Origin of the sequence: Candidatus Phytoplasma fraxini, assembly GCF_038024965.1 — a bacterium.
Classification (GTDB): domain Bacteria; phylum Bacillota_I; class Bacilli_A; order Acholeplasmatales; family Acholeplasmataceae; genus Phytoplasma; species Phytoplasma fraxini.
This window is the reverse complement of record NZ_CP146843.1, coordinates 273301-299517: the sequence shown is the minus strand read 5'-3', so window position 1 is coordinate 299517 and position 26217 is coordinate 273301. Positions and strand designations below refer to the sequence as shown.

Below are 26217 nucleotides of genomic sequence, written 5' to 3'. Positions count from 1 at the left end.
TTATTTGAAATTATCTTTTTTCTGATTTTTTGCCCTTTTAAGTAAATTTATAACAGTTTTGGTGGGTTGTGAACCAACAGATAACCATTTTTCAACTTTAGCTAAATCTATATCAACTAAATTACGAAATGGTTCATAAGTTCCTAAAATTTCTAAAAATTTACCATCTCTTTTACGATGAGATTCTGCAGTCACTACACGATAAAAAGGTCTTTTATGATTGCCAAAACGTTGTAAACGTATTTTTGTTGCCATTTTAAATAAACTTTCACTTTCTAAAAAATAATAAAATTTTATATATATAAAAATAAATATGTTAGATAAGAATATCAAAAACTAGAAGATTTACGTTCATCTCCAAATAATCTAATTAAAATTTCTAATATTAGCACGAATATATTTATAAATAAAGAAACAAAAGCTAAAGATAACTGCCATTCATATTTATTTGGCATACTTTGAGTAATAATATCTTCTACATAATTAAAATGTAAAATCAACAATATTACATCAAATGATATAAAAAATAAATTAATAGGAATAGCCACCACACTATAAAACATAGGATTTTGAATACCGAATAAAGTACAAATAATACAAGAAAATATTTGTGCCACAATCAATATAAAAAAAATTAATTTAGATTTATTTACTAGTGAAGAATCTTTATTTATTATTAAAGAACCTTTATAATATAAATAAGATACAATAAAAAAAACTAAAAAAGTAGTGACTAAAGCAATACAAGCTAACGAGACAACATTACTATAAATTTGTTGTACCATTGCTAAAAATACACCAATGTTCAAGCCCATAACATTTGAATATATAAAAGAACACACTTTAGCTTTTTCAATATAGCTAATACCTTGTTTCAAAGCAAAAACAGAAACAAAAAGTAAACATATTGAAATTGCAACATTCAATAAAGGAGGAAAGCCACGCAAAAGAAAAAAACTGAATATTGTAGATAAAGAAGTTAAAAATAATAATAAAATTGTTTTAGCAGCAATACCAAAACGTGTAACTCTATTTTGATAAATAATATTCATTGAAGAAGTATTGTAAAAATTATCTTTAATTTGTACAAAACTATCATTTATTTTAATTTTGTCAGTTAACATTAGATATAAACCTCTCTTATATTAATAATAAATAATAAAAATTATTAACTACACTATATTATAGTATATACAATAATTTTATCTTTTTTTCTTTTTAATGTAGTGAATAAAATATTTTTTATATTTGTTTTATTTCAATAAAATTTAAAGTGCTAAACATAATAACCGAAATAAAATTGATCTATCTGAGTTAATTCATAAAATCATAAATAAAAATATTTTATTATAGATAGTTTAATTATAAAAAAATAAATAATTTATTATTATCAATATAAAAAAATATCTATCGAAAAATTTTCTTTTTACAAAAGCAAACTTATAAAACTGAATTAATTATTTTTGTAACTATTTTATTTATTTCTTGAGTATTTTTATTTTTATAAATCTCCGGAGTTACAATTGGATGAATGAAAACTTCTACTTTTTTACATCTAAACCAACATTTACCACGCATAGCACAACTTCCCTTTAAAGAAATAGGTAAAATATTTGATTGACTTTTTAAAGCTATCTGAAAAGAACCATCTAAAGAATGACTAATTTTATCATCAACAATATGTTTAACCCCACCTTCGTGGAAAATAACAAACGCTAAATTTTTTTTAATATTATCGATACTTTTTAAAATATTTTTAATAACTTCTCTATCATTTCCTCTTGTAATTTTAATACAATTTGTAGCATTAAAACAATAACTTAAAAACCAACCTATTTTTCCACGATATAATTCATCTTTCGGAGTAAAAGAAATAGTCCTGTGGAAAATAGAAGCAATAACAAAAGGATCGAAATTATTTTTATGGTTAGAATAAATAATTAATCGACCGTCAAGAGGAATTAAATGTTTATTATGAACAATTACCTTAATTCGAAAAAAACGTATTATTAATCTAGAAATACTACCAATAATTTTTTGCCTAAAAGGATGATCTACTCTTAATTTTTTAGAAAACCACATCGCTAAAAATAAAATATTTAAAATAAAAATCCATGATAAAATCAAACTAATTAAAAACCACAAAATATAACACAAAAATCCAACAAAAAAATTCCACGTTATAAAATCAATACATATTGGGAACAAAAAAGGTAAAATATTTAAAAACAAAACGAATATAACAAAAATAAAAGTAAACATATATTTAAAATCCTTAACTTCATTTTCTTATATAAGTAACAAAAATTAATTGAGGTACTATTGTTTTGTCTTTAATCCAATATTTTGAATATTCAAAACTAGGAAAAAAAATATCACCTTGATATCTTTTAAGAATATGAGTAATATACATTACATCAACATATTCCAGAGATTGTTGATAAATTTGACTACCACCAATAACAAAAATATTTTCTTTTGATGCTTTATATTTATCTAAAAAAGATTTTAAATTTGAAATTCGTGTCACATTAGAATCTAAAATATTGGAATTACTCGCAACATAACTCTTATTAAAAGGGAAAGGTTTATCTTTATAATAACTTTTTAAAGATTGATAAGTGTTAAACCCCATTAAAACATTTTGATTTGTCACTTTTTTTTTAAAAAATAAAAGATCTTCTCGATAATGCCATGGTAATTTATCACCTTTTCCAATTAAAAAATTTGAATCCACAGCCGCAATTAAACTTATCATACCGCCACCTTAGCTTTCAAAGCATCATGGGAAATATAATTTTTTAATTGGAAATCTGAAAACTTAAAATCTTCTATATTTTTGATATTAAGATTTAAAATTATATTAGATAAAGGAAATGGATTGCGTTTAATTTGAATTTGAATTTGTTCTAAATGATTTTCATAAATATGTGCATCACCCAAAGTATAAACAAATTCATATGGTTTTAAATTAGTTACTTGTGCTATCATAATTAAAAATAATGAATAAGAAGCAATATTAAAAGGAACACCTAAAAAAACATCACCACTTCTTTGAAATAATTGCAAAGAAAGCTGATCCTTGTATACATAAAATTGCATCAGAACATGACAAGGTGGTAATAACATTTTATCTATCAAAGGCGGGTTCCAAGCAGAAATAATTAAACGTCTTGATGAAGGATTTGTTTTAATATCTTGGATAATTTTTTGTAATTGATCGATTCCTGAAAAATCACGCCATTGTTTACCGTAAACAGGTCCTAATTCTCCATGCTCTTTAGCAAAAACTTCATCTTCTTTAATTTTTTGAATAAATTCTTCTAAAGTTTCTTTTTTAAATAAAGAAGATTTAGAATATTTTTTATAAGGCCATTCATTCCAAATATTAACATTATTTTGAACTAAATATCTAATATTAGTTTCCCCTTTAATAAACCATAATAATTCATGAATAATCCCTTTTAAATACACTTTTTTAGTAGTTACCAAAGGAAAACCTTTATTTAAATCAAAACGCATTTGATGTCCAAAAATACTTTTAGTTTTCACATCAGTTCTATTTATTTTTACAACGCCTTTTTGTAATATTAAAAAACATAATTCTAAATATTGCTTCATATAAATAAGTTTGTATCCTTTAAAAGATTTTTTTATAAAATTAAATATAAATATTTTGAATAAAACATAAATATGTCAAATAAATTATTGGCGGAGGAAAAGGGATTCGAACCCTTGCATCTGACAGATCTACGCGCTTTCCAAGCGAGCCTCTTAAACCACTTGAGTATTCCTCCGAATATATACCAAATTTTCTACTTCAGTAGAAATTTTGGTATATAATTAACGCTTTTAAAAAGAAAAGAGGGTTCAAAATATTTTTGCGATAAATAAAAAAAAATAAAAATTATTGAGTTATTATTTGGCTAAATTTATTTTTTGCTTAAAGAAAAAACTTCACGTGCTATTGTTAACTCCTCGTTAGTAGGAACAATCATGACTTTAACAGAAGATATTTCACTAGAAATAACTTTTTCACCTTTTTGTTTATTTAATTCATGATCTAAATGAATATTTAAAATTTCTAATTTTTGAACTATTTCTCGACGAAAAAACGAAGAATTTTCACCTATTCCAGCTGTAAAAACCAAAACATCTATTCCTTTTAACAAAACATAATAACTTGCAATATAATCTACTATTCTTTTAATTTGAATATCAAAAGCTAAAATAGATTGTTTATCATGTTGCATTACTTTTTCTTCTAAAATTCTTGCATCATTAGAAACTTCAGAAATTCCTAATATTCCTGATTTTTTATTTAAAATATCTAAAATTTCTTTATAATTTTTATCTGCTTTTTTAGCAATAAAAAAAATAGAAGTTGGATCTATATTTCCGCTTCTAGTACCCATAGGAACACCTTCTAATGGAGTTAAACCCATCGATGTATCAACAGATTTACCATTTTCAATAGCAGCTAATGAAACACCATTGCCAGCGTGACAAATAATCATTTTTAAATTAGGTTTTTGTAGAAGTTGTTCAACTCTTTGAGAAACATATTGATAAGAAATACCATGAAAGCCATATTTTCTTAATTTATATTTTCGATACCATTCATAAGGTACAGCATATAAAAAATTTTTTTCTGGTATAAATTGATGAAAAGTAGTATCAAAAACCCCTACTTGCAATACTTGAGGTAAAATCTTTTTAAACAACTTAATACCTAAAACATTTGCGAAATTGTGTAAAGGAGCTAAATCATTCAAACTTTCTATTTTACATATATTTTCATCTGTTAAAACAACAGAATTTTTAAAAATTTCTCCACCTTGAACAATTCTATGCCCTATACCTTTAATATCTTCCCAAGAATTAACGATTTTATATTTCGTCAAAGATTCTAATATTAATTGAATAGCTTGATAATGATCGCTAATTAAGAATTTTTTTTGAATTTTTTTTTCTTTAAATTCAATAGTAAAAATAGCATCATCACAACCTATTTTTTCAATAGAACCAACGCAAATAAAAATTTCGTCAGGCATATTTAATAATTTAAATTTTAAAGAGGAACTCCCTGAATTAATAGATATTATTTTCATTAGTAATGCAAACTTTCTAGTTCTTTTTCATAAATATAACAAAACACATATCCAAATATTTTTATTTTATATCTATTTTTCACCGTAAGCAAATAATTTATAATTACTAAAATAAATTTGAATATAGGATAATTTCTGCTTAATAAGTTCAATAACACAAACTATCGTAGTAACAATATCTGTTGAAACAGATATATAGATATGTCTTATTTGTTCTAATGTTTTAAATAAATATTTCCGTTTTGTTAATTTTTATATTCTATTAAAATATTGTTAATGATATTGATATTGGTATATTTTTATATCGACAAATCACTGTTTGTTACAATTGTATTTATAAAATACTTTTATATTTAGAACATTGTTAGTTATTCATAGCACGATTAATTTTGTTTATTTTTGTTTTGTTATTTAAAAGAATTTTTATTTTTTAAATTTAACGTATTATATTATAATAATATATTTTTCTATTAACACAATAAAAAGCTCATATCTGTTCCTTTCAGAAATAGTTTTTAAAGTATTTTTAATAAAAAAACATTTAATACATTTATATTTTTAAACAATACACTTATATTTTATATAAAATTTATTCAAAAAATATATATTTTTTGAAAAACATAATAATAATTATTAACATTGTATAAATATTAAACGAAAATAAATATTGATTCAATATTTCAAAAAAAAAAAAGCAAATAATTTTAAGTTTGTTTAAAAAATAAAGCAAAATATTAATAAAATAAATAAAAATATCAGTATAATATTAATTACTAAGTTAGAATAAAAAAAATTATATTGATTTTGTTTTTTATTTATATTTAAGTATTCAATAAAAACTGTATCCGTGTGTTTATCTGAAGAAAGAAAAACACCTGTGGAACTAGGTTGTCCTTGAAATTGTAAATTGATTGGATTTAAAGCAGGGTTTAATCTTTTGACTTGATGAATAATTTCTTTTTCACTTAGATCGGAAATTTCACCTAAATTCTTAATACGAACTAAATCATTTAAAGAAGAAATCGGTTTTTGTTTTATTTGGTAATTAATAAAAACTGTATCCGTGTGTTTATCTGAAGAAAGAAAAACACCTGTGGAACTAGGTTGTCCTTGAAATTGTAAATTGATTGGATTTAAAGCAGGGTTTAATCTTTTGACTTGATGAATAATTTCTTTTTCACTTAGATCGGAAATTTCACCTAAATTCTTAATACGAACTAAATCATTTAAAGAAGAAATCGGTTTTTGTTTTATTTGGTAATTAATAAAAACTGTATCCGTGTGTTTATCTGAAGAAAGAAAAACACCTGTGGAACTAGGTTGTCCTTGAAATTGTAAATTGATTGGATTTAAAGCAGGGTTTAATCTTTTGACTTGATGAATAATTTCTTTTTCACTTAGATCGGAAATTTCACCTAAATTCTTAATACGAACTAAATCATTTAAAGAAGAAATCGGTTTTTGTTTTATTTGGTAATTAATAAAAACTGTATCCGTGTGTTTATCTGAAGAAAGAAAAACACCTGTGGAACTAGGTTGTCCTTGAAATTGTAAATTGATTGGATTTAAAGCAGGGTTTAATCTTTTGACTTGATGAATAATTTCTTTTTCACTTAGATCGGAAATTTCACCTAAATTCTTAATACGAACTAAATCATTTAAAGAAGAAATCGGTTTTTGTTTTATTTGGTAATTAATAAAAACTGTATCCGTGTGTTTATCTGAAGAAAGAAAAACACCTGTGGAACTAGGTTGTCCTTGAAATTGTAAATTGATTGGATTTAAAGCAGGGTTTAATCTTTTGACTTGATGAATAATTTCTTTTTCACTTAGATCGGAAATTTCACCTAAATTCTTAATACGAACTAAATCATTTAAAGAAGAAATCGGTTTTTGTTTTATTTGGTAATTAATAAAAACTGTATCCGTGTGTTTATCTGAAGAAAGAAAAACACCTGTGGAACTAGGTTGTCCTTGAAATTGTAAATTGATTGGATTTAAAGCAGGGTTTAATCTTTTGACTTGATGAATAATTTCTTTTTCACTTAGATCGGAAATTTCACCTAAATTCTTAATACGAACTAAATCATTTAAAGAAGAAATCGGTTTTTGTTTTATTTGGTAATTAATAAAAACTGTATCCGTGTGTTTATCTGAAGAAAGAAAAACACCTGTGGAACTAGGTTGTCCTTGAAATTGTAAATTGATTGGATTTAAAGCAGGGTTTAATCTTTTGACTTGATGAATAATTTCTTTTTCACTTAGATCGGAAATTTCACCTAAATTCTTAATACGAACTAAATCATTTAAAGAAGAAATCGGTTTTTGTTTTATTTGGTAATTAATAAAAACTGTATCCGTGTGTTTATCTGAAGAAAGAAAAACACCTGTGGAACTAGGTTGTCCTTGAAATTGTAAATTGATTGGATTTAAAGCAGGGTTTAATCTTTTGACTTGATGAATAATTTCTTTTTCACTTAGATCGGAAATTTCACCTAAATTCTTAATACGAACTAAATCATTTAAAGAAGAAATCGGTTTTTGTTTTATTTGGTAATTAATAAAAACTGTATCCGTGTGTTTATCTGAAGAAAGAAAAACACCTGTGGAACTAGGTTGTCCTTGAAATTGTAAATTGATTGGATTTAAAGCAGGGTTTAATCTTTTGACTTGATGAATAATTTCTTTTTCACTTAGATCGGAAATTTCACCTAAATTCTTAATACGAACTAAATCATTTAAAGAAGAAATCGGTTTTTGTTTTATTTGGTAATTAATAAAAACTGTATCCGTGTGTTTATCTGAAGAAAGAAAAACACCTGTGGAACTAGGTTGTCCTTGAAATTGTAAATTGATTGGATTTAAAGCAGGGTTTAATCTTTTGACTTGATGAATAATTTCTTTTTCACTTAGATCGGAAATTTCACCTAAATTCTTAATACGAACTAAATCATTTAAAGAAGAAATCGGTTTTTGTTTTATTTGGTAATTAATAAAAACTGTATCCGTGTGTTTATCTGAAGAAAGAAAAACACCTGTGGAACTAGGTTGTCCTTGAAATTGTAAATTGATTGGATTTAAAGCAGGGTTTAATCTTTTGACTTGATGAATAATTTCTTTTTCACTTAGATCGGAAATTTCACCTAAATTCTTAATACGAACTAAATCATTTAAAGAAGAAATCGGTTTTTGTTTTATTTGGTAATTAATAAAAACTGTATCCGTGTGTTTATCTGAAGAAAGAAAAACACCTGTGGAACTAGGTTGTCCTTGAAATTGTAAATTGATTGGATTTAAAGCAGGGTTTAATCTTTTGACTTGATGAATAATTTCTTTTTCACTTAGATCGGAAATTTCACCTAAATTCTTAATACGAACTAAATCATTTAAAGAAGAAATCGGTTTTTGTTTTATTTGGTAATTAATAAAAACTGTATCCGTGTGTTTATCTGAAGAAAGAAAAACACCTGTGGAACTAGGTTGTCCTTGAAATTGTAAATTGATTGGATTTAAAGCAGGGTTTAATCTTTTGACTTGATGAATAATTTCTTTTTCACTTAGATCGGAAATTTCACCTAAATTCTTAATACGAACTAAATCATTTAAAGAAGAAATCGGTTTTTGTTTTATTTGGTAATTAATAAAAACTGTATCCGTGTGTTTATCTGAAGAAAGAAAAACACCTGTGGAACTAGGTTGTCCTTGAAATTGTAAATTGATTGGATTTAAAGCAGGGTTTAATCTTTTGACTTGATGAATAATTTCTTTTTCACTTAGATCGGAAATTTCACCTAAATTCTTAATACGAACTAAATCATTTAAAGAAGAAATCGGTTTTTGTTTTATTTGGTAATTAATAAAAACTGTATCCGTGTGTTTATCTGAAGAAAGAAAAACACCTGTGGAACTAGGTTGTCCTTGAAATTGTAAATTGATTGGATTTAAAGCAGGGTTTAATCTTTTGACTTGATGAATAATTTCTTTTTCACTTAGATCGGAAATTTCACCTAAATTCTTAATACGAACTAAATCATTTAAAGAAGAAATCGGTTTTTGTTTTATTTGGTAATTAATAAAAACTGTATCCGTGTGTTTATCTGAAGAAAGAAAAACACCTGTGGAACTAGGTTGTCCTTGAAATTGTAAATTGATTGGATTTAAAGCAGGGTTTAATCTTTTGACTTGATGAATAATTTCTTTTTCACTTAGATCGGAAATTTCACCTAAATTCTTAATACGAACTAAATCATTTAAAGAAGAAATCGGTTTTTGTTTTATTTGGTAATTAATAAAAACTGTATCCGTGTGTTTATCTGAAGAAAGAAAAACACCTGTGGAACTAGGTTGTCCTTGAAATTGTAAATTGATTGGATTTAAAGCAGGGTTTAATCTTTTGACTTGATGAATAATTTCTTTTTCACTTAGATCGGAAATTTCACCTAAATTCTTAATACGAACTAAATCATTTAAAGAAGAAATCGGTTTTTGTTTTATTTGGTAATTAATAAAAACTGTATCCGTGTGTTTATCTGAAGAAAGAAAAACACCTGTGGAACTAGGTTGTCCTTGAAATTGTAAATTGATTGGATTTAAAGCAGGGTTTAATCTTTTGACTTGATGAATAATTTCTTTTTCACTTAGATCGGAAATTTCACCTAAATTATTTTTTATCAACAATTCATCTAATCTATTTTTATACTTAAAAGAAAATGTGTATTTCGGAATCAAATGTTTATTATCATGCATTTGGTTTAAACCTAATGTAAAAAAATATTGATTACCAGATACAAAAACAGAATTATCAGAAGGAAAATTATTACTTTTGTCAATAATCTTAAATAATGGCATATTTTTTAAAATAAACTGTCGATCTTGTTCATTGATTTTCAATTTTTTTTGATTTATACGATTTTTTACTAATTGTTTTAAATCTTGTACACGGGCACTCTTTAAATCTGTTGAAGATACTAAATCTAAAATATATTGAGATTCAGCAGAAATTATATTCAATGAGAAAAAAAATAAAAAAACAAAAACATAATATTTGGGGTTTATCAATCTAACTATTTTATATCTTTTCATAATTTATGTAACTACCTTTATTTTATTTTTAGTAGAATATAAATTAAATAGAAAAAAATTAAAAAATATTTTGATTAAAAAACTTTATTACAAATTTATTTTTTTATATACAAAAATCTAAAAATAGAAAATTATATGTTTATCTTAATAAAAATGTTTCATTTTTTCTTTAAAAATAAATTTATTTTTATGATTCAATAATTCCCTCCTTTATTTCATTATTTTATCAAAAAATTGACATTTTATAATATAAAAATTATGTAATATATTACAACAAAAAAAGAGTTTTTCAACTCTTTTTTTATAAAATCCATAATGAAAAATATAAATTTATTTTATAATTAAACATGTATTTAAGTTCAAAATAAATTATTTTTTTTAAAAAAATTAAACATATTATCTTTGATAATACAAAAAGCTATTAAACTATAATTTTGTCTAATTTTTCATAATTTAAATTACCTATGTAGTTTTTTTAAAATTTTAACTATAAAATATTCTTTTTGAAAATTCATTAAATTCTGTATAATGCTCTTTGCGTTTTTAAAAAATTAAGATTGATTTGTGCTTTTGAAAAGAATTAATTTCTTTTTTATTTCTTGTTTGATAGCTAAATAACCAGGTTGTAATAATTTTCTTGGATCGTATCCTTTATTAGTTAAATCTTTTTTTTGTTCAATATACTCTCTAGTGGCTTGAGCAAAAGCAATTTGAAATTCGGTATTAACGTTTATTTTAACTACTCCTAAAGAAATTGCTTTTTTAATCATTTCATCTGGAATACCAGTGCCGCCGTGAAGTACTAAAGGAGTTTTATTGTTGGTCAATTCTCTAATTTTTTGAAAAACGTCAAAATTAAGACCTTTCCAATTAGAAGGATATTTACCGTGAATATTTCCGATACCAGCAGCTAACATATCAACTCCTAATTGTGCAATTCGATAGCATTCATAAGGATCTGCAATTTCTCCTTGACCTATTACACCATCTTCTTCGCCACCGATACTACCTACTTCAGCTTCTACTAAAAGTCCTTTTTCATGACAAACTTTTACAATTTCTTCTGTTTTTTTTAAATTTTCTTCAAAAGGATAATGGCTTCCATCGAACATAATCGAATTAAAACCTGCTTCTACAGCTTGATATGCACCTTCATAAGAACCATGATCTAAATGTAAAATAACAGGAACTGAAATATTGTAAAAAGCATCAAGATTTTTAACTAAAGAAACTACTGTCTTAAAACCACCCATATACTTAGCAGCTCCTTCAGAAACTCCTAAAATAACAGGTGATTTTAATTCTTCTACTGTTTCTAAAGCAGCTTTTATCCAATCTAAATTATTAATATTAACTTGAATAATCGAGTATCTTTGTTCATGAGCTTTATCAATAACTTTTCTATCTGAAGTTAACACTCGTTTTATTTCCTTTCTGGATTCAAATCCAATATGTAAATTATAAATTTTGTAAAAAATAAAAATTTAAAAATTATTTCAATAAATTAATATTATTTATCTTTTAAATCAAACAAGTCATTTTATGAAGTAAACGAATTAATTGACTTACATAACTCATTTCATTATCGTACCAAGCGATTATTTTAACAAAACGAGGTTTTTCTTTTAAAACTTGAATCGCATTAGAATCATATAAAGAACCATAACTTGTTCCAATAATATCAGATGAAACAATAGGATCTGTAATATAAGCTAAAGTTTCGTTAGCATTTTTTTTAAAAACATCATTAAGAATTTCTACAGTAACTTCCTTATTTAATTCAACTGTTAAATCTACTAAAGAACCACTTAAAGTTGGAACTCTAATTGCTGTTCCATCTATTTTTCCTACTAATTCTGGAATAACTAAACCAATAGCTTTTGCTGCTCCGGTAGAACTAGGAACGATATTCGATGCTGCTGCTCTTCCTCTTCTTGTTAAAATCCCTTTGGGATGATTTTGATCAATAAGCGATTGATCGTTTGTATAACTATGTACAGTAGTCATAAAAGCTTGATTAATACCAAAATTATTATTTAAAACTTTTATAATTGGAGCTAAACAATTTGTTGTACAAGAAGCTCCGCTAACAATATTATCTGATTTATTTAAAATATCATCATTGACATTGTAAACAATTGTTTTAATATTTCCGCTAGTAGATGGAGCACTAATTAATACTTTTTTTGCTCCCGCTTCTAAATGTAATTTAGCTTTTTCTTCGCTCACGAAAAATCCAGTACATTCTAAAACTATATCTATTCCCAAGGCTTTCCAAGGTAAATTTTTTGGATCTCTTTCTTGAAACACCAGAATCTTTTTACCTTCTATTATTAAAGCATCTTGTTCAAAATTAATATCATTGTTTTTATAACAACCTTGCATACTATCATATTTTAATAAATAAGCTAAAGTTTCTGGAGTTGCTAAATCATTAATAGCTACAACATCAATTTCAGGATTTCCAAATAAAGAACGAAAAGATAACTTTCCAATACGCCCCAATCCATTAATTGCTATTTTTTTTTTCATAAATTTTCAACTTTCTTTAAAATTTTCAATACATTTCAAGCCTGGCATCTCTTTTTCTTCTAAATATTCTAAAAAAGCTCCGCCACCAGTAGAAATATGACTAAAATTATTTCCTAATTTAAATTTAACTACAGCTGCTGCACTATCTCCGCCACCAATAATTGTAATTGTTTTATTTTGTAATTCACTCATTATTTGTGCTATAATTCTAGTTCCTTGTGAGAATTTATCAAATTCAAAAACTCCTAACGGACCATTCCATACAATAGTCTTAGCAGACATAAGATAATGTTTAAAAATCGAAATAGTTTTAGGACCTATATCCAACCCCATCATATTAAAAGGGATTTTATCATAATCATAAATAATAGCTTCGGTTTCTGGGGAAAATGTTTCTCCGCAAACAACATCTTGAGGTAAAATAATTTTTTTTCCTTCAGAAGACAATAATATTTTTTTAACTAAAGGGATTTCATTCTCTTCTAATAAACTTTTTCCTATTTGAAAACCAAGAGCTTTCGCAAAAGTAAAAGACATTCCACCACCGATTAAAAGAAAGTCTACTTTTTTTAAAAGATTTTCGATAATTTGTATTTTATCAGATACTTTAGAACCTCCTAAAACACCTATCAAAGGTCTTTGAGGTGAATTAACAATTTTATGCAAAAAATTAATTTCTTTTTCTACTAAAAAACCAAAACATTTCTCTGAAATATAAGTAGCAATACCTACATTAGAAGCATGCGAACGATGACAAGTTCCAAAAGCATCATTAACAAAAACATCTCCTAAAGAAGCCCAATATTTTCCTAATTGAACGTCATTTGTACTTTCTTTTTTACCATTTAAATCTTCAAAACGAGTATTTTCGACTACTAAAACAGAACCGGGTTGTAAATTATTAATTTCTTTTTCTAATAATTCTCCTCTAGTTTCAGAAACAAAAACTACTTTTTGATTTAAACAAAAAGATAATCTTTCTGAAACTACATTTAAGCTAAATTTTTGCAAATCTTCCTTTGTTTTAATTCTACCTAAATGAGAAAAAATAATTATTTTACCTTGATTTTGAATAAGGTATTCTAAAGTAGGTAAAATAGCTTTAATCCTACTATCATCAGTTATATCGCCTTTATATAAAGGAACGTTTAAATCAGCTCTTAATAAAATTTTTTTATTAACAATTTTAGAGATATCTAAATTATGAAGTGTTTTCAGCATTTTATATCCCTTTCAAATATTTTTTTAATTAATAAAATAATCTAAATAATTTTATTCAAATAATATACAAATATTTGGATTTATTCAAAATAAATTCTTTCGAATATATTTAACAAATAAATAATATTTTTAAATTAATTTAACTTTTAATTTTTTTCTTAAAAAAATAATTTTTTTATTATAAATGTTAAAGAATATCATAAAGTTTATTACGAACATTAGAAACATCTAAAATATTATTAAAATCAATATGAATGATTTCTTGTTTTTGGATGGCAACAGCACAATTATGAATATTTTGTTTTAATAAATTTACAGCATAATTTCCCATTTGTGTTGCTAAAATACGATCTTCAACAGTAGGCGTACCACCTCTTTGTATATGCCCTAAAACTTGAGCTCTTGTTTCGAATCCACTATAACTTTCGACTTCTTTAGCTAATTTATAAACATCAAATATATGTTCAGTAACAACTATAATAACATGTCTTTTATTTTGTATTTTGAAATTTTTAATTTTATCTAAAATAAGTTGTTTTGATATAAGATTTTCTTTTGTGATAATAATATCTGAGCATGTAGCAAGTCCACCATATAAAGCTAAATCACCTTTATTACGCCCCATGACTTCAATAAGAGTGCATCTATTATGAGATAAAGAAGTATCACGTACTTTTTCAATAGCGTCCAATACATTATTAACAGCTGTACTAAAACCGATTGTTAAATCTGTTTTTTGAATATCATTATCAATAGTAGCTGGAACCCCTATACATTGTATACCTAATTCTTCTAATTTCATAGCTCCACGATAAGAACCATCACCGCCGATAATAATTAATTTATTAATCCCTTTGTTTTGTAGATTTTTAACACATTTTTGACGTACACTTAAATCTTGTTGAAAAGGTAAAAAACGAGTTGTTCCTAAATAAGTTCCTGCTCTATTAATAGTACACAATGGAAAAGGTATTAAAATTTAATATTTCTATTAAATCATGATATAATCCGAAATACCCATCTTTAATACCATATACTACATAATTTTTTTTTTCACATGACAACAAAATAGCTCTAATCGCGCTGTTCATTCCTGGTGAATCACCGCCCGAAGTTAAAACTGCTATTTTGTGAGTTTCTTCTTTATTCGTCATTAAAAATAATTCCTTTTTTATTAAATTTATCTTAATATTATTAAAAAATTATATTTTTTTATTCAAAAAATACTTTCTGAGATTCATCACAAAATTTAATAATATTATAATTATCTCAATTTTTATATTCTTTATATAAATAAAGTTTTAAATTAATTTAAAATTAAACTGTTGCCTTTCATTTCCTTAGGCTTTGGAATATCAAGCAACTCCAATAAAGTAGGAGCAACATCACATAAATAACCAGTTCTTAAATTACAAGTTTTATTAATTACAATAAAAGGCACTGGATTAGTTGTATGCGCAGTATGCGGTTTTCCTGCATCATCTACCATTTGTTCAGCATTACCATGATCAGAGACTACACAAGCAATACCACCAATTTTTAAAATAGCTTTTATAACTTCTTTTAAGCATTGATCAACTGTTTCAACAGCTTTAATTGTTGCTTCTAAAGAGCCAGTATGACCTACCATATCTGGATTAGCAAAATTTAAAATCATAGTTTGATATTTTTCAGATAAAATAGCTTTTGTTGCATTTTCAGCAACTAAAAAAGCACTCATTTCTGGTTTTAAATCATAAGTTTTGACTTTTGGAGAAGGAACTAAAATATTATCGACATTCAAAAATTTTTGCTCTTTTCCACCATCAAAAAAGTAAGTCACATGTGGATATTTTTCTGTTTCAGCAATTCTTAATTGACGTAGTCCATTAACAGAAATGATTTCACCATAAATGTTTTTTAAATTATCTGCTTCAAAAGCAACAACACCAGAAACATATGGAGAATAAAACGTCATAGAAACTACAAAAAGATTTTTTAGTATTTTTATGCCTTGAAAAGATTGTTTGCCTATAGTTTGAAAATGTGAAGTCATTGAAGAATTAGATAAAGCAACTGCTAATCGAGCAATACGATCAGAGCGAAAATTTACAAAAATAACACTATCATTATCTTCTATAAGTCCTGTTTTATCGATAATAAAAGGTTTTATAAATTCATCACTAACACCTTCTTTATAAGAATTACGAATTCCTTCTAAAGGAGATTTAATTATAAGTGCTTGGCTAGAAGTTAACATATTATACACTAAATTAATACGTTCCCAATTATTATCACGATCTAAAGCAAAATATCTACCACTTACAGAAGCGACTTTAAAACCATAATTTAAAATTTGTTGCATATACTTTAAACCTGAATAAGGATCGGTATCTCTTCCATCTGTAAACGCATGTAAATATGTTATATCCTCTACCTGATGCTTTTTCATCAAATCTAATAAAGATTCAAAATGCTTCAAATAAGAATGAACTCCACCATCCGAAATCAAACCTAATAAATGTATTTTGCTATTATGTTTTTTAGCATGATTTATTGACTTTAAAAATTGTTTGTTAACAAAAAAAGTTTCATCATCAATAGATTTATTTATTTTTGTTAAATATTGATCAATAATTCTGCCAGATCCTAAATTTAAATGTCCTACTTCACTATTACCCATTTGACCTTTAGGTAATCCAACTTCTAATCCAGAAGCTTTTAAAGTAGTATTAGGGTAATTAGCCAAAAGATAATCTAAATAAGGAGTTTTAGCTAAATAAAAAGCATTATTTTCTTTTTGAGATGATAATCCTAAACCATCCAAAATAATTAAACCTACAAATTTATTCAAAAAAACCTCACTTTTAATTAATTTTTTATTTCTCATAAATAATAAAAAATTAATTTTTTAAATTATAAAAAGTTTTCAACCCTAAATAAGGAGCATTTGTTAATTTTTCTTCTATTCTTAATAATTGATTATATTTAGAAATTCTATCAGTTCTTGAAATAGAACCTGTTTTTATTTGGCCTGCATTAGTAGCAACAGCTAAGTCAGCAATAGTAGTATCTTCGCTTTCGCCACTACGATGCGAAATAACAGCTGTATAAGAAGCTTTTTTAGCCATTTCAATAGTTTCTAAAGTTTCTGTTAAAGTTCCTATTTGATTTAATTTAATTAAAATGGAATTTCCTATTTTATTGTCAATCCCTTGTGCTAATTTATTAACATTAGTAACAAATAAATCATCACCGACCAATTGAACTTTATGACCTAATTTTTTTGTTAAAATTTTCCATCCATCCCAATCGTTTTCATCTAATCCATCTTCGATAGAAATAATAGGATATTTGTCTACTAATTTTTCATAATAAGCAACTAATGATTCGCTATCAAAAATTTTATTATTTTCCGAAGCTAAAACATATTTTTTTTGATCTTTATCATAAAATTCAGAAGCAGCAACATCCATACCTAAAAAAACATCTTTTCCAGGTTTATAACCGGCATTCGTAATTGCTTGAATAATATTTTGTAAAGCTTCTTCGTTAGAATTTAAATCAGGTGCATAACCGCCTTCATCTCCGACAGTAGTTGGTAAGTTTTTTTGTTTTAAAATTTTACCTAAATGGTGGAAAACTTCAGCGCCACAACGTAAAGCTTCTTTAAAAGTAGAAAAATTAGTAGGTAAAATCATAAATTCTTGAAAATCAACATTATTAGAAGCGTGAACACCACCATTGATAACGTTCATCATAGGTACAGGCATTTGTTTAGGTTGAATACCGCCTATATATTCATAAAATTCTAAACCTAAATAATTTGCTGCTGCTTTCGCACACGCTAAAGAAACTCCTAAAATCGCATTAGCTCCTAATTTAGATTTATTATACGTTCCGTCTAAATCAATCAAAATTTTATCAATCAAATTTTGTTCTAAAACAGAAATTTTTTTTAAGTTAGGTTCGATAATTTTGGATACATTTTCGACTGCTTTTAAAACACCTTTGCCTAAAAATCTTTTAGATTCATTATCTCTTAATTCTATTGCTTCATGTTCTCCTGTAGAAGCTCCCGAAGGAACAATAGCTCTACCTAAAAATCCTGATACAGTATGAACATCTACTTCTATCGTAGGATTACCTCTAGAATCTAAAATCTCACGAGCAAAAATTTTATCAATACATGACATCCGTATAAAACTCCTTTTTAAAATTACGAAAAATAAATAGTTATAAAAAAACATTTTTCTAATTATCCAAATACATTGTTATTATAATAATAATTTGCGAATATTTTAAAAAAATAAACTGTTTATTTATTAAAATAAAAATAAATATTATAAATATAATACTAAACATTAATAAATTCATCAATAAACATGTAAAAATATATTTTAAAATTTGTGTAGTGTTTAACATTAATTTATGAACTTTTTTATACAATTTATAATATATATAATATATGTTAAAATTATATATGATCTTAAAAAATTAATAATTATATAAAAAATGTTAATAATTTTATAAAAAAGATCATAAAAATAAAAAATTTAATAAAAAAATTAACAATTCATAAAAATATTAAAAATCTAATAATAAAAGAGGTTTAATAATGTTTATAAATAAATTAATAATTTTATTATCAGGCATATTTATAGGAATTTTTGTAGGAGCTATTTTATACAAATTCATTTTAGACTTTCCACCAGCAAATTTAAAAACATCTAAAAGTCACTTAGATAATTGGTTATTGAAATGGTTTGATTATATAAACATGTTAAATCAACAAATTTCTCGATTTATTAAACCAAAAAAATAATAAATAAAATCATACAAGTTATGTAATTTAAATTAAAAAAACAAAAAGATCTTAAACAATAAAAAAAGATCTATTGTTTTTTTATATTATATTTGGGAATATCGAAATCAAAATAAAAATAATTCAATTCAATACAAAAATAAAACTTATTTAATTAAAAAAATTAATCTTATAAATTTAATTATTAAATATTTAAATTATTTTGAAAAATATAAATTAATTTATCAAAAACAACTTTCTTTCAGAGAAGATATGGAGTTACAAAAAAATTTGAGTCTAAAAAATATTCATCAGAAAGAATATTTAAATAAAATATTTTTTTAATATTTATTATTTTTAAATTTTTTTTACAAAATTAATAATTTTTTAGTTTTCAATAAAAAAGATTTTAAATTATAAAAACTTTAAAGTTTTTTTATTGAAAAAAATATCATAATTTTGAATTTAAGACAAATTTAACAACATTATAAATCTAAAAATTTATAAAAATTTAGGATATTTATTGTTTTTTAACAATTTATAAATACGATAAAGTTTTTTTAATTTTGGCATCATCATCTCTTTTTTTTAAAACTGCTCTTTTATCATATTTTTTCTTGCCACGAACCAAATAAATTTCTAATTTTAACAAATTTCTATCAGAAAGAATTTTAACAGGGACGACACTTAAACCTTTAATTTGGATTTTATTTTTGATTTGCAAAATTTCTCTTTTTTTTAATAATAATTTTTTTTTTCTTTTGTCATCATAATCAAACGTATTACAAAATACATATTTATCAATAAACATATTAAAAACAAAAACTTCGTCATTTTCAACATTAACATAAGCATTATCTAAATTAACTTTTTTCAATCTAATAGCTTTTACTTCATTACCTAATAATTTAATCCCGGCAACATATTTTTTTTCTAAAAAATAATCATAAAAAGCTTTTTTATTAATTAAAATTGTTTTTATCATTATTTTCAATCACTTTTTTTGAAATATAAAAATCAATTATTTAATTAAGTATTAATTAAATAATTGATTTTGTTAAGTATTTTATACAAAATATATTTTTTAAAATAAATACAATTATTACTTTTGGATTTGTTGATATTTATCTAAACATTTACGAATAACACTTAATGATTGAAATTTACCATATATTCCTTCTATAACAACTTTTTTTTGTTCCAAATCTTTATAATGAATTAAAAAATGTTCAATTTGTTTTAAAATAGAATTCGAAATATGTTTAATATCTTGGCATTCCATCATAAAAGAATCTTTTATAGGAACAGCAAGTATTTTTTCATCTAATTCACCGTCATCCATCATCTTAATAACTCCGATAGGTCTACATCTTACAAGAACCATTGGTTCTAATACTTCTTGAGATAAAACAAAAACATCTAACGGATCATTATCATCAGAATGTGTTAAAGGAATGAAACCATAATTAGCAGGATAAACAAAAGAAGTATTTAAAATGCGATCTAAACTTAGTAAACCTGTTTCTTTATCTAATTCAAATTTTTTATTACTACCTTTGGAAATCTCAATTAAAACGAGAAAATCATTTTCAGTAATTCTTTTTAGATTTATTTTTTTTAAACAATTCATATATTAAATTTCCTTTATTTCATTTAAACAAAAAAATCAACATTAATCTATTTTAAAATAATAAAAACATATCAAATTATATTTTTTTAAGTCCAAATAAGTTAATATTGTTTGAGAAAATATTTTTATTTTTTTTTATGTCTATCGACAAATGATTAAAAAATAAATATTCTTTTGTTTGTAAATCTAAAATCAAAATTTTATCTATTAATTCAAATTTGTCTTCTAGTTTTTCCTCATCTTGAAAAATTTCATAAAAACAAAGATAAAAAACATTGTCATTAGCTTTTTGAATTTGTAATAAAAAACCTACAGTTTGATGTTCTTTTTGTGAAGATATTTCTAACTTCATCTCTTGTAAAGGTTTAGATTTCTTATAATCTACTGAATTATGCAAAGAGAAAAATTTAGGTATAAATATACTAAATAATTTTCTTATCAAATGTAAAAGAAAATGTTTATCTAAAATTTCAATATCATCGATTTTAATAATGCTTTCTAAAAAATCTTCAATCAAAATATCAATTTCCTTTTGCGATATTTCTTCCTTATCTATTTGAGTTAAATGTTCAATATAAGAATTTAAATGTTGTTTAAAAACAATTAAATCTTCATTTTTAAAATTAATTACCTCAAAAATTAAATCTACAATTGAATAACCAGAAATTTTGCAATTACAAAAAGATATATTAACAGAATTAATTTTTTTTCTATCTTTATCTCGAAAATAAAAATAACCTAATTCAGGATTTTTTTGTAACAAAGAATAAAAAGAAACACTCTCTAAACCTATTTTAGCATATTTATCATCTATAAATTCTTCTTTTAAACCTGAAATATCTAAAAAATCAAACAAAATTTCTATTTTAGGAATATGATGTTCTAATAAATTAAATATAATTTGTTTAAAATTTAAAATTTCTTGAAAAGAAGAACAAGAAACAGTTCTAGATTGTTCATTAATATTATAAAACAATCTCATTTTTTTAGAAAAAAAAGAACCTAAATCATGTTTCCAACCTATAACAAGATGTTTTTTATTTAAATCTTTTTTATATGCTTTTGTTAAAATTTCTATTTCTTCATTTTTATTATTGAAAGCGACATCAAAAGTCACTGATTTATCATTTACTTTTAAATCTTTAAAAACAATTGAATTTGCTTGAAATTTTAATTTGTCATTTAAAACATCTTTTTTTTCTTTAATTTTTTCAACATATTCTTTAGAAGGAGTTTGCGTTAATTCGCTAACTTCTAAATTTGCATTATTTTCAATTGCTTTTATACAAATAAAATTAATTTGTATAAAATATAAAATCAAAAACAATGTAACAAAATTGATTTTTTTTAAAAAAAATTTTTTTCTTTTCAATCCTTTATTTCTACCCGCATCTATATCATGTTTTTATTATATCATGTTTGTATATTAAGAAATGAAATAAATATCTAAAAATGAAAAAATAAAAAATATAATAAAAATTTTTTTAAAAAAAATAACTTCAAAAAATATAAATTTTAATAAAATGGTGGCTCCGGGCAGAATCGAACTGCCGACACGAGGCTCTTCAAGCCACTGCTCTACCGACTGAGCTACAGAGCCACTTTTTAATACAATAAAATGGCGGTCCGGACGGGATTCGAACCCGCGATCTCCTGCGTGACAGGCAAGCATGTTAACCGCTACACCACCAGACCTCTTTAATTATTCATTATTTTAATATTATTAATTTTTGTTGGTTGCGGGAGAAGGATTTGAACCTCCGACCTTCGGATTATGAGCCCGACGAGCTACCAATCTGCTCTATCCCGCGATCATTTTTAAAACAATATAATTCTTATGTTAACAAACATGGCGGAGAAAGAGGGATTCGAACCCCCGCATCCTTTCAGACCTTCCAGTTTTCAAGACTGGTCCCTTAAACCACTTGGGTATTTCTCCAACAATCTTTGAAAATAATAGTGGTGGACCTGGTAGGATTCGAACCTACGACCAACCGGTTATGAGCCGGTAGCTCTAGGCCAACTGAGCTACAGGTCCAATTGGTAGCGGCAGAGGGATTTGAACCCTCGACCTCACGGGTATGAACCGTGTGCTCTAAACCAACTGAGCTACACCGCCTTTAGTTTATTAAATTATTTTTTTATATTGTTGTTCTCATTATATTATAAACTATTAAATCTTATTTATTATTATAAAATTTAATAAAATGGTGGAGTTTAGCGGATTCGAACCGCTGACATCCTGTGTGCAAGACAGGTGCTCTACCAACTGAGCTAAAACCCCATCATGGTACCTAGAGCCGGAATTGAACCGGCACGGCTGTTAACCATGGGATTTTAAGTCCCACGTGTCTACCAATTCCACCATCCAGGCAATCAATAAATTATTTTATTTGAAAAATCAATTTAAAAATGGTGTCCCGTAAAGGACTCGAACCTTTGACACCTTGATTAAAAGTCAAGTGCTCTACCAACTGAGCTAACGGGACATAATGATGGTGCCAAAAACAGGAATCGAACCCGTAACCTACTGATTACAAGTCAGTTGCTCTACCAATTGAGCTATTTTGGCTTTTCATTTTATTATTTAAATTATCAATATTGGTAGAGGATGAGGGACTTGAACCCCCGACATTCTGCTTGTAAGGCAGACGCTCTCCCAACTGAGCTAATCCTCTAAAGTTTACCTTGGCTAATCTTATTTTTGCTTTTGAAATCAAAAACTATCTTCAGGTTAAAAGGACTTAACTACTGTATTCGGAATGGGAACAGGTGTTTCCCCTTTTATAAATAACCAAGGATCTTTCAAAACTAGATAAATACAACTTTTTTCATTCTTTTATAAAATCAAAGTCAATGGATCTATTAGTATCAGTCAACTCAAAAGATCACTCTTCTTACATCTCTGACCTATCAACCTGTTAGTCTTTCAGGGATCTCATAGGGAAATCTCATCTTAAAGGAGGCTTCACACTTAGATGCTTTCAGTGTTTATCCTTTCTATACATAGCTACTCAGCTATGGTCCTGGCGAACCAACTGAAACACCAGAGGTATATCCATCCCGGTCTTCTCATACTAGGGACAGCTCTTTTCAAATTTCCAACGCCCACGACGGATAGAGACCGAACTGTCTCACGACGTTCTGAACCCAGCTCGCGTTCCGCTTTAATGGGCGAACAGCCCAACCCTTGGAACCTTCTTCAGCTCCAGGATGCGATGAGCCGACATCGAGGTGCCAAACCGCTTCGTCGCTGTGAACGCTCAGAAGCGATAAGCCTGTTATCCCCAGGGTAGCTTTTATCCGTTGAGTTACGACCCTTCCATTCGGTATCGTAAGATCACTAAGTCCGACTTTCGTCCCTGCTCGACTTGTAGGTCTCGCAGTCAAACTCCCTTATGCCTTTACGCTCTCTAAATGATTTCCGACCATTTTGAGGGAATCTTATGAACGCCTCCGTTACTCTTTAGGAGGCGACCGCCCCAGTCAAACTGCCCACCAAACACTGTCCCTCGTAATACACTTACGCAGGTTAGAAACTAAAAAATTGAAGAGTGGTATCCCAAAGGTGACTCCCTCTAAACTGGCGTCTAAAGTTCTCAGTCTCCCACCTATTCTGTACATCAATTTCTCAAATTCAATATTAAGCTACAGTAAAGCTCCATGGGGTCTTTTCGTCCTGTCGCGGGTAATCGGCATTTTCACCGATAATTTGATTTCACCGAGACTCTTGTTGAGACAGCGCCCAAATCGTTATGCCTTTCGTGCGGGTCGGAATTTACCCGACAAGGAATTTCGCTACCTTAGGACCGTTATAGTTACGGCCGCCGTTCACTGGGACTTCAATTCAATGCTTTAACACATCTCCTCTTAATCTTCCAGCACCGGGCAGGCATCAGCCCCTATACATCACCTTGCGGTTTAGCAGAGACCTATGTTTTTGATAAACAGTCGCTTGGGCTTCTTTTCTGTGACTTTTACTTTTTACGTAAAAGTTCTCCTTATCCCTAAGTTACGGAGCAATTTTGCCGAGTTCCTTAACAAGAGTTTTCTCGCGCGTCTTAGTATACTCTACCATCCCACCTGTGTCGGTTTACGGTACAGGTAAAAAAACAATTAACCCTAGAAGCTTTTCTTGAAAGTATGACTTCGGTCATTTTACTTTCGGATCTCATTTTTTAGAATAAGAAAACGGATTTGCCTGTCTTCTCAAACTTGATCCTTCTACCCTAATCCATATAAAGGGCATGCCTAGCCTTCTTTGTCCCTCCATCAGTTGTTTTCTTAGTGCAGGAATATTCGCCTGCTTGCCATCGACTACGTATTTCTACCTCGCCTTAGGACCTGACTAACCCAGGGCGGACGAACCTGCCCCTGGAAACCTTGGGTTTTCGACGGATAGGATTCTCACCTATCTTTTCGTTACTTACACCGGCATTCTCACTTCTGATTTCTCCACCACTGCTTCCGCTATGGCTTCACTGACATCAGAACGCTTCCCCTACCATATTTAACATTTAAGTTAATATCCGTAGCTTCGGTATAATGTTTGAGCCCCGATAAATTTTCGGTGCGAAGTCATTAGACTAGTGAGCTATTACGCACTCTTTAAAAGATGGCTGCTTCTAAGCCAACTTCCTAGCTGTTTTAACGTCTTCACTTCCTTTTCCACTTAACATTAATTTAGGGACCTTAGCTGACGGTCTGGGCTCTTTCCCTTTTGACTATGGACCTTATCACCCATAGTCTGACTGCTGATTTATTTTCATGACATTCGGAGTTTAATTGAGTTCAGTACCCCGAGATGAGGCCATCACTCATTTAGTGCTCTACCTTCATGAAAATCTTTTGAATCAACGCTAGCCCTAAAGCTATTTCGGGGAGAACCAGCTATCTCTGAGTTCGATTGGAATTTCACCCCTAGCCACAAGTCATCCAAATACTTTTCAACGTATCCTGGTTCGGTCCTCCATGTGAGATTAATCACACTTCAACCTGCTCATGGCTAGCTCACTTCAGTTTCGGGTCTATGACATACAACTAAACGCTCTATTCAAACTCGCTTTCGCTGCGGCTCCGTTCCTTCAAACTTAACCTTGCTCTATATCATAACTCGCCGGTTCATTCTGCAAAAGGCAAGCCATCACTCCTTAACGAGCTCTGACTAATTGTAGGCATACAGTTTCAGGATCTATTTCACTCCCCTCCCGGGGTTCTTTTCACCTTTCCCTCACGGTACTAGTTCACTATCGGTCACTAAGAAGTATTTAGCCTTGGGAGATGGTCCTCCCGTCTTCCAACCAGATTTCTCGTGTCTTGCCGTACTTTGTAAGATACTCTAGATAAAAAGTTTTTCTTTACAGGACTATCACCTTCTATGGTATTTCTTTCCAAAAACTTCAAGTAACTTTTTATTTTGTAACTAGTATTAGTATCTAAGGCTTTTCCGCGTTCGCTCGTCGCTACTGACGGAATCGTTATTACTTTCTTTTCCTACAGTTACTTAGATATTTCAGTTCACTGCGTTCCCTTTTTGATATTAAATCAAAAAACTACAAGTTTATTGTAGTAGGTTGCCCCATTCGGAAACCCATGGATCTCCATTTATTTACAACTCCCCATGGTGTATCGCCGTTAATTGCGTCCTTCATCGGCTCTTAGTGCCAAGGCATCCACTGTACGCCCTTACTTTCTTCAATTTTATGAAGAGAATTTAAAAGCTATATTTATCTACTTTTCAAAGAACTTTCTTTTAAGCAGGACCGTTTATATTAATCTATTGGTGGGCCTAAATGGACTTGAACCACCGACCTCACGCTTATCAGGCGTGTGCTCTAACCAACTGAGCTATAGGCCCT

Annotated in this window: 18 protein-coding genes, 13 tRNA genes and 2 rRNA genes; 1 reads left to right on the top strand and 32 read right to left on the bottom strand. The window is 27.2% G+C overall.

Features of this window, described 5'->3' with window-relative positions; genetic code table 11:
* The 15 genes from rpsP to eno all read right to left on the bottom strand — a co-directional run bounded on the left by rpsP (position 1) and on the right by eno (position 18121).
* Positions 1-255, bottom strand: a complete 255-nt coding sequence (gene rpsP, locus AADV48_RS01645; protein WP_341266341.1) for a 30S ribosomal protein S16 — start codon at positions 253-255, stop codon at positions 1-3.
* Between the two features lie 74 nt (positions 256-329).
* A complete protein-coding gene (locus AADV48_RS01640) occupies positions 330-1124 on the bottom strand; it encodes a Bax inhibitor-1/YccA family membrane protein (protein WP_341266841.1) in 795 nt (264 codons plus the stop codon).
* Positions 1125-1440: 316 nt separating this feature from the next.
* Complete coding sequence (locus tag AADV48_RS01635) at positions 1441-2145, bottom strand: lysophospholipid acyltransferase family protein (protein WP_341266840.1); 705 nt, start codon at positions 2143-2145, stop codon at positions 1441-1443.
* Positions 2146-2281: 136 nt separating this feature from the next.
* Positions 2282-2758 (bottom strand): dihydrofolate reductase, encoded by a 477-nt coding sequence (locus AADV48_RS01630; protein WP_341266839.1) that lies wholly within the window; start codon positions 2756-2758, stop codon positions 2282-2284.
* Positions 2755-3621 (bottom strand): thymidylate synthase, encoded by an 867-nt coding sequence (locus tag AADV48_RS01625; protein WP_341266838.1) that lies wholly within the window; start codon positions 3619-3621, stop codon positions 2755-2757. The genes AADV48_RS01630 and AADV48_RS01625 overlap by 4 nt, the downstream gene beginning before the upstream one ends.
* An 88-nt stretch (positions 3622-3709) precedes the next feature.
* Positions 3710-3797: transfer RNA gene (locus AADV48_RS01620), tRNA-Ser, on the bottom strand.
* Between the two features lie 135 nt (positions 3798-3932).
* The gene (locus tag AADV48_RS01615) at positions 3933-5111 is read right to left on the bottom strand and encodes an acetate kinase (protein WP_341266837.1); all 1179 of its coding nucleotides are present in this window, start codon (positions 5109-5111) and stop codon (positions 3933-3935) included.
* Between the two features lie 714 nt (positions 5112-5825).
* Positions 5826-10193 carry a hypothetical protein gene (locus AADV48_RS01610; protein WP_341266836.1) on the bottom strand — a complete coding sequence of 1456 codons (4368 nt, stop codon included), beginning with the start codon at positions 10191-10193 and terminating at the stop codon, positions 5826-5828.
* A 551-nt stretch (positions 10194-10744) separates the two neighbouring features.
* Positions 10745-11611, bottom strand: coding sequence for a class II fructose-1,6-bisphosphate aldolase (gene fba, locus AADV48_RS01605; protein WP_341266835.1), 867 nt, complete (start codon positions 11609-11611; stop codon positions 10745-10747).
* A 103-nt stretch (positions 11612-11714) separates the two neighbouring features.
* The gene (gap, locus tag AADV48_RS01600; RefSeq protein ID WP_341266834.1) at positions 11715-12725 is read right to left on the bottom strand and encodes a type I glyceraldehyde-3-phosphate dehydrogenase; all 1011 of its coding nucleotides are present in this window, start codon (positions 12723-12725) and stop codon (positions 11715-11717) included.
* A 6-nt stretch (positions 12726-12731) separates the two neighbouring features.
* Positions 12732-13946: a phosphoglycerate kinase gene (locus AADV48_RS01595; RefSeq protein ID WP_341266833.1), complete on the bottom strand. Its 1215-nt coding sequence runs from the start codon at positions 13944-13946 to the stop codon at positions 12732-12734.
* Between the two features lie 187 nt (positions 13947-14133).
* On the bottom strand, positions 14134-14907 hold the full coding sequence (locus AADV48_RS01590) for an ATP-dependent 6-phosphofructokinase (RefSeq protein WP_341266832.1): 774 nt from the start codon (positions 14905-14907) through the stop codon (positions 14134-14136).
* Complete coding sequence (locus tag AADV48_RS01585; RefSeq protein WP_341266831.1) at positions 14894-15100, bottom strand: 6-phosphofructokinase; 207 nt, start codon at positions 15098-15100, stop codon at positions 14894-14896. The genes AADV48_RS01590 and AADV48_RS01585 overlap by 14 nt, the downstream gene beginning before the upstream one ends.
* A 152-nt stretch (positions 15101-15252) precedes the next feature.
* On the bottom strand, positions 15253-16815 hold the full coding sequence (gene gpmI, locus AADV48_RS01580) for a 2,3-bisphosphoglycerate-independent phosphoglycerate mutase (RefSeq protein WP_423064656.1): 1563 nt from the start codon (positions 16813-16815) through the stop codon (positions 15253-15255).
* 13 nt (positions 16816-16828) lie between these two features.
* Positions 16829-18121 carry a phosphopyruvate hydratase gene (eno, locus tag AADV48_RS01575; RefSeq protein WP_341266829.1) on the bottom strand — a complete coding sequence of 431 codons (1293 nt, stop codon included), beginning with the start codon at positions 18119-18121 and terminating at the stop codon, positions 16829-16831.
* Between the two features lie 422 nt (positions 18122-18543).
* Here eno and AADV48_RS01570 point away from each other — a divergent pair, with 422 nt between their 5' ends.
* Complete coding sequence (locus AADV48_RS01570; protein ID WP_341266828.1) at positions 18544-18750, top strand: hypothetical protein; 207 nt, start codon at positions 18544-18546, stop codon at positions 18748-18750.
* 517 nt (positions 18751-19267) lie between these two features.
* Here AADV48_RS01570 and smpB read toward each other — a convergent pair.
* The 17 genes from smpB to AADV48_RS01485 form a co-directional block, all read right to left on the bottom strand.
* Positions 19268-19714, bottom strand: a complete 447-nt coding sequence (gene smpB / locus AADV48_RS01565; protein WP_341266827.1) for an SsrA-binding protein SmpB — start codon at positions 19712-19714, stop codon at positions 19268-19270.
* A gap of 117 nt (positions 19715-19831) precedes the next feature.
* A complete protein-coding gene (locus AADV48_RS01560) occupies positions 19832-20359 on the bottom strand; it encodes an inorganic diphosphatase (protein WP_341266826.1) in 528 nt (175 codons plus the stop codon).
* 76 nt (positions 20360-20435) lie between these two features.
* Complete coding sequence (locus AADV48_RS01555) at positions 20436-21731, bottom strand: hypothetical protein (protein ID WP_341266825.1); 1296 nt, start codon at positions 21729-21731, stop codon at positions 20436-20438.
* A 152-nt stretch (positions 21732-21883) separates the two neighbouring features.
* A tRNA-Phe gene (locus AADV48_RS01550) sits at positions 21884-21959 on the bottom strand.
* A gap of 19 nt (positions 21960-21978) precedes the next feature.
* Positions 21979-22054 (bottom strand) — tRNA-Asp (locus AADV48_RS01545).
* Positions 22055-22093: 39 nt separating this feature from the next.
* Positions 22094-22170: transfer RNA gene (locus tag AADV48_RS01540), tRNA-Met, on the bottom strand.
* A 39-nt stretch (positions 22171-22209) separates the two neighbouring features.
* Positions 22210-22298: transfer RNA gene (locus tag AADV48_RS01535), tRNA-Ser, on the bottom strand.
* 21 nt (positions 22299-22319) lie between these two features.
* Positions 22320-22397: transfer RNA gene (locus AADV48_RS01530), tRNA-Ile, on the bottom strand.
* A gap of 3 nt (positions 22398-22400) precedes the next feature.
* A tRNA-Met gene (locus tag AADV48_RS01525) sits at positions 22401-22478 on the bottom strand.
* A gap of 89 nt (positions 22479-22567) precedes the next feature.
* A tRNA-Ala gene (locus AADV48_RS01520) sits at positions 22568-22643 on the bottom strand.
* 4 nt (positions 22644-22647) lie between these two features.
* Positions 22648-22733, bottom strand: a tRNA-Leu gene (locus AADV48_RS01515).
* A gap of 39 nt (positions 22734-22772) precedes the next feature.
* Positions 22773-22848, bottom strand: a tRNA-Lys gene (locus AADV48_RS01510).
* 7 nt (positions 22849-22855) lie between these two features.
* Positions 22856-22931 (bottom strand) — tRNA-Thr (locus AADV48_RS01505).
* A 30-nt stretch (positions 22932-22961) separates the two neighbouring features.
* Positions 22962-23037 (bottom strand) — tRNA-Val (locus AADV48_RS01500).
* A gap of 7 nt (positions 23038-23044) precedes the next feature.
* A 5S ribosomal RNA gene (gene rrf / locus AADV48_RS01495) occupies positions 23045-23159 on the bottom strand.
* 44 nt (positions 23160-23203) lie between these two features.
* Positions 23204-26058, bottom strand: a 23S ribosomal RNA gene (locus AADV48_RS01490).
* A gap of 81 nt (positions 26059-26139) precedes the next feature.
* Positions 26140-26216: transfer RNA gene (locus AADV48_RS01485), tRNA-Ile, on the bottom strand.
* Between the last annotated feature and the right edge of the window lies 1 nt (position 26217).